Annotated in this window: 6 protein-coding genes; 4 read left to right on the top strand and 2 right to left on the bottom strand. The window is 69.8% G+C overall.

Translation table 11 applies throughout. The annotated features are described in order from the left end of the window. A partial coding sequence (locus GT042_RS35430; RefSeq protein ID WP_272925804.1) for an amidase family protein occupies positions 1-771 on the top strand: 771 nt, incomplete at its 5' end. 132 nt (positions 772-903) lie between these two features. Further along, positions 904-1386, top strand: coding sequence for a winged helix-turn-helix domain-containing protein (locus GT042_RS40015; RefSeq protein WP_161312790.1), 483 nt, complete (start codon positions 904-906; stop codon positions 1384-1386). 23 nt (positions 1387-1409) lie between these two features. Here the strand turns inward: GT042_RS40015 and GT042_RS35420 are convergent, their stop codons facing one another. Together GT042_RS35420 and GT042_RS35415 are read right to left on the bottom strand one after the other, a co-directional pair. Beyond that, a complete protein-coding gene (locus GT042_RS35420) occupies positions 1410-2984 on the bottom strand; it encodes a DHA2 family efflux MFS transporter permease subunit (protein WP_161312789.1) in 1575 nt (524 codons plus the stop codon). A 278-nt stretch (positions 2985-3262) separates the two neighbouring features. Continuing rightward, positions 3263-3646, bottom strand: a complete 384-nt coding sequence (locus GT042_RS35415; RefSeq protein WP_161312788.1) for a BlaI/MecI/CopY family transcriptional regulator — start codon at positions 3644-3646, stop codon at positions 3263-3265. A gap of 115 nt (positions 3647-3761) precedes the next feature. On the opposite strand from GT042_RS35415, the gene GT042_RS35410 reads away from it, so the two are divergent. Both GT042_RS35410 and GT042_RS35405 read left to right on the top strand, forming a co-directional pair. Then, entirely contained in the window at positions 3762-4883 is a 1122-nt protein-coding gene (locus GT042_RS35410; RefSeq protein ID WP_161312787.1) for a hypothetical protein, read from the top strand. Positions 4884-4956: 73 nt separating this feature from the next. After that, positions 4957-5367, top strand: a complete 411-nt coding sequence (locus GT042_RS35405; RefSeq protein WP_161312791.1) for an SgcJ/EcaC family oxidoreductase — start codon at positions 4957-4959, stop codon at positions 5365-5367. Positions 5368-5436: the final 69 nt, after the last annotated feature.

Raw genomic sequence — 5436 nt, 5'->3', positions numbered from 1 at the left:
GCCCGTACGGTCGCCGACGCCGCGGCGCTCGTCGACGCGATGGCCGGACCCATGCCGGGCGACGTGTACACGGCCCCCGGCTATCCGGGCGGCGGCACGCTCCTCGACCACGCGGGCCGGGAGCCCGGCCCGCTCCGGATCGCGGGCCTGCGCGCCCCGATGGTGCCGGACGCCGAACTCCATCCGGACTGCGCCGCCGCGTACGGAGCCGCCGCCGGGACTTTGACCGCCCTGGGCCATACGGTCGAGGAGGTGGAGATGCCCGCCGACGGCGGCATCGTCGAGGCGTTCACCCACGTGTGGTCGGTGGAGGCCGCGAGCTACGAGCTGGAGCCGTACGAGGAAGGGGAGTTGATGCCGTTCACGGCGTATCTGCGCAACCTCGCCGACACGGTCACCGCCCGGCAGTACCATCAGGCTCTCCGTACCTTCCGCGGAGTCGGCCAGATGCTCACCGACCTGCTGTTCAGCGCGTACGACGTGATCCTGACCCCGACACTCGCCGAACCCCCCGTTCTCACCGGCGAGTTGCGGGGAGACACGGATCCGGCGGCGGACTTCGCGCGGATGACCGCCTTCATGCCCTACACCACCGTCTACAACCTCACCGGACTCCCGGCCGTGAGCGTCCCGTCGAGCTGGACCCCCGACGGGCTCCCGACCGGTGTGATGATCGGTGGCCGGTACGCGGACGAACCCACCCTGGTCTCGCTCGCCGCGCAGCTCCACGCCACGACGTCGCTGACGCGTCGTCACCCGGCCATGTGGTGACTGTATAAGGAGAGCGCGTCGTCATTGCGTATTGCTGAACAGGCAAGGCCCGCATGCGTATTCATATGCGGGCCTTGCCCTTTCACGAGCCCCGGAGAAACCTGATACAGAAAAGTAGGTACCATGCAGGACGTGCAGGTTGTCCGCTGGCCGACCGAGCTGACGAGGCTGGCCGCTCTGCGACGTGAGGGAATTCCCTGTGTTCTTCTGGTGGCTCCGGGCGTCTCCGTCCCCGAGCTGAAGGGGACGGGCGAGGACTGGATCCGCGTCCCGGTCGATCCACTGGAACTCAAGGCCCGGATTTCGTCCCTGCGGGCCAAGGTGGGCCATTGTCCGCAGCCTTTGGTGGACGAGGACGGAATACTGCGGTTCGGCTCTTCGCTCACCCCTCTGACCGCCACGGAGACCGTGGTGGTGCGCTTCCTCGTCGAGCGGATGTCCAAGGTGGCCGGCCGCCAGGAACTGGCGGCCAGGCTCTCCTCGGCCCATCGCTCGACGAGCAGGAACGCGTTGGACCTGCACATCATGCGGCTCAGACGCAAGCTGTTGTCCGTGGGGCTTTCCCTGGAGACGATCCATGGCCGGGGATATCTGCTGAACAGAATGGACACGTGATCCCCGTTCCCCGGCGGCCGGCCTCAGGGGGCCGGGGTGCTTTCCTCGCGCGCCGGTTTCCGTACCGGCTTCCCGGGCCCTTCGGTTTCCCGGGCCGCGCCGGTGCCGGTGCGGCCCGGCAGCCAGAGCGCGGCCACCACGGCGGCCACGGCGAGCGCGCCCGCGGCGATCGCGAAGGAGAAATGCATCGCGGCCATGTACGAGTCCTGTGCGGTGCGGAGGAGTTGGGGCAATGCCTCCTTCACCGAGGCCGACCCGGCCGTCCCGCTCTCCTGGATCCGTTGGGCCACGGTGAGGGTGCCGCCCAGTGATTCGGAGGCGGACTCCCGCAGATCCGGGGGGAGTACGTCGGCCGCGGTGCCCAACTCGTCGCGGTAGCGCACCGAGAGGACCGAGCCGAGGACGGCCACGCCCAGCGCGGCACCGATCTGACGCAGCGTATTGTTCACCGCCGCTCCGACCCCGGCCTTCTCCGGTGCGACCACCGCCATGGTGACCGTGGTGGAGGTGCCCATGACGAGCCCCAGACCCAGGCCCGACAGTCCGAGGTTGATCTCGAACAGCCACAGCGCGGTGTCGGCCTTGACCCACGCCTGCCAGGTGAAGGCCAGCGCGAGCAGGAGCAGACCGCCGGTGACCGTCGCCTTGGCGCCGAACTTGCCGGCCAGGGTGTTGCTCTGGGTCGCGGAGACCACTGTGCCGACGGCGACCGGAAGGAGGATGAGGCCCAGCTCCAGGGGGCTGTAGCCGCGTACGCCCTGGATGTAGAACACCATCAGGAACGTGCCGCCGGTGAGGGCGAAGAAGGACAGGGCCAGGGAGGCGGTCCCGGCCGCGAACGCCTTGTTGCGCAGGAGTTTCACATCGAGCGCGGGCAGCGCGGCGCGGCTCTCGAACCAGATGAACACGGCGAGCAGCACCACACCGCCGAGGACGGAACCGAGGACCTCGGGGCTCGTCCAGTGGTTCGTGTCGCCGCCGCGGATCACTCCGTAGATCAGCGCGCCGATACCGACGATCGACAACAGGACGCCCGGCAGGTCGAGTTGGGGCTTCGCGGCGGCCCGGGACTCGGGGAGGATCACCAGGAGCAGCACCGCGCAGGCGACCACGACGGGCACGTTGATCAGAAAGACGGATCCCCACCAGAAGTGGTTGAGGAGGAAGCCGCCGATGATCGGGCCCAGCGCGATCGACAGTCCGCCGAGCGCGGACCAGATGCCGATCGCCTTGCCGCGCTCCTCGCGGGGGAAGATGTCGTTGATGACCGCCAGCGTCGCGGGCGGCACGACCGCGCCGCCGACACCCATGACGGCCCGCCAGAAGATGAGCTGGTCGGGGGTGCTGGACCAGGCCGCGAAGCCCGACGCCACCCCGAACACGACCAGGCCGATCAGCAGCACGCGGCGGCGGCCGAAGGCATCGGCGAGGATGCCGGCGGAGAACATGAGCGCCGCGTAGAAGAGGATGTACGAGTCGAGCGCCCACTGGAGTTCCGCGTTGGAGGCCCCCAGCTCGGTCTGGAGCGTCTGGAGCGCGACGTTGAGGATGGTGTTGTCCATCATCACGACGAGGAAACAACCGCCCAGGACAGCCATCACCAGACCTCGGTTGACCTGAGGGCCTGCTCCTCCGGTGTCAACGGGTAGCGAACTCATGGGACTTCCTCCACAGCTGTCGATGTCTGGGCGCGCGCGGACGGACGCCACGCACCTCCTCCGTGACGCCACGCATCTACTACGTGTGGATAGTAGTTGGGGTGGGAGGGGCGCGGGTCGGTGATGGAAAGAAGTCCGACAGATCTCCGAAAGATGTGACCGCCCGGCCGGACGGCAGGGAGCGCGGGGCGGGGAGCGTCGCCGGGGAGCGGCAGGGGTCAGGCCCCGGGCCCTTCCACCATCAGCCGCTTCAAACGGGCCAGCAGATCGGGCGAGTTCTGGGCCTCGGTGACGAAGTGCGCCACGGCGTCCACCCCGAAGTCGCGGATGACCTCCCGTACGGCCATCGCCGCCTCGTCCGACACGGAGGCCGAATAGCTGTAGCAGCGACCGGACTTGACCCGGTCCGCCGCGCCCTTGTCCGACAGCCGGTTCATGACCGTCATCACCGTGGTGTACGCGAGGGGTGTCTCGCGGGCGCGATTCAGCCGCCCGAGGACGTCCCGGACCGTCAACGGCTCCGGCGCGCCCCAGAGCACGTCCATGATCTCGCCCTCCAACGGCCCGAAGACGATGCAGTTCTGCGCTCTGACGGACGTCACCCGCCGAATTCTACGTTGCCCGCGGGCCGGTGTCAGAGGGCCGTGTGATGATCACGCATGACTGCCGGCCCTGGGGAGGGGCCGGGCGCGTGCGGAGAGGAACGGGGAGCGCATCGTGGCTGAAGGGTCCGTACCGGACAAGGCCGAGGGGTCCATACCGGACGAGGAGTGGGAGCGGTTCCTGCGCGAGGCCGAGGCCGGGACGCCGGGCGCGCCCGAGGAACCGTCCGCGCGGGCGCGGATGGTGACGCGGCGGCTGGCGGAGCAGACCGGCCCCCCGGCGGGGTGGCGGACCCACACCCCGGCCCGGCGGCGCCGGGGCAAGGGCTGGTACGTGCTCGGGCTGCTGGTCGCTATCGGCGTGCTGGTCGCGGTGCTGCTGCCGGGCCGGGTGACCGGGTGGTGGGAGAACGGGGAACCCGCCGCCGACAGCGCGCCGTCCGCCGCCGGGACGCTGCTCCCCGACCGGCCGCCGCCGACGGAGGCGGCGGCCGGACTCCCCACCGTCGACGACCCGTTCAGAGGTTCCCCCGCACGGCTGTGGAGCGACGGGGCGACCGGGCTGGGTCTGCCCGCAGCACGGGCGACCGGTTGGATGACCAAGGCGGAGGTGGCGCGGGCACTCGACCGGAGCCGCGCCTTCCTGATCGCGTCCAGCCTGGACCCGGGGGTCCTGCGCGGAGAGCGGCCGGCGAAGGCGATCGCGGCGGTCAACCCCCAGCAGCAGGACGTCCAGGACTACCTGGCGACCGCCTTCACCGCGCCCACCCGGGAGAACAGTCCGCTGCTGCTGTTCAGCCGTTTCGACGGCACGAAGGTGCGGCTCGCCGGTGACGTGGTCAAGACCCGGGGACTGATCACGTACCGGGAGGGCGAGCGCGGCGCGGTCGAGGTCAGCACCGACGTCACGTACGTCTATCCGCTCGTACGGGCCACACCCGGCAGCGACGAGGTCGCGCGTACGATCGTGCGCCGCGAGGTGGTGATGAGCTGGGACGACCCGGCGAAGGTGTACATCGAGCCGGGCACGTTCTCGCTCGTCTCGTACAAGGTGGACTCAGCCAACGGCGGCTGCTCCACGTTCACCGGCTACTTCACCCCGGAGTTCAGCGCCGAACGCGCGGTCACGGACGAGGGCGAGGGCCCCGAGTCCGACCCGTACGACCGCAGCACCCCGATGGACACCCGTATGCGGGACGCGGACGGCGTGGGGTGCGGAAAAGCCAGCCGGCTGTGAGATGAGTGCGGTGGCGCTGGGGATTCCCCGCGCCATGACGCGGGGACGACCGGAAAGGACAGTGAACGTGGCCGTGAACGAGGACGAAGAGCGGATCCGGAGTCTGATCGAGCGTTGGGCAGGGGCGGTGCGCCGGGGCGATCTGGACGGTGTCCTGGCGGACCACGCGGACGACATCGTCATGTTCGATGTCCCGCCCCCGTACGAGGGTGTCCGCGGCAAGGACGCCTACCGCGAGACGTGGCCGCCGTTCTTCGCGTGGCTGGCACAGGGCGCCGCGTTCGAGATCGAGTCGCTGGACGTCACCGCCGGGGCCGAGGTGGCCTTCGCCCACGCCCTCCTGCGCTGCGGCACCCCGGAGGACTTCACCGCACACCCCGGAAGCCGTCTGCGACTCACCCTCGGCCTGCGCAAGGAACAGGGCCGGTGGGTGGTGGCCCACGAACACCACTCCTTCCCCGTGGTCCCGGGGGAGAAGCCCTAGCACTCGATGATGTTCACCGCGAGGCCGCCGCGGGCCGTTTCCTTGTACTTGACGGACATGTCGGCGCCC

Source organism: Streptomyces sp. SID3212 (genome assembly GCF_009865405.1).
Classification (GTDB): domain Bacteria; phylum Actinomycetota; class Actinomycetes; order Streptomycetales; family Streptomycetaceae; genus Streptomyces.
This window is presented reverse-complemented; position numbering and strand designations above follow the sequence as displayed.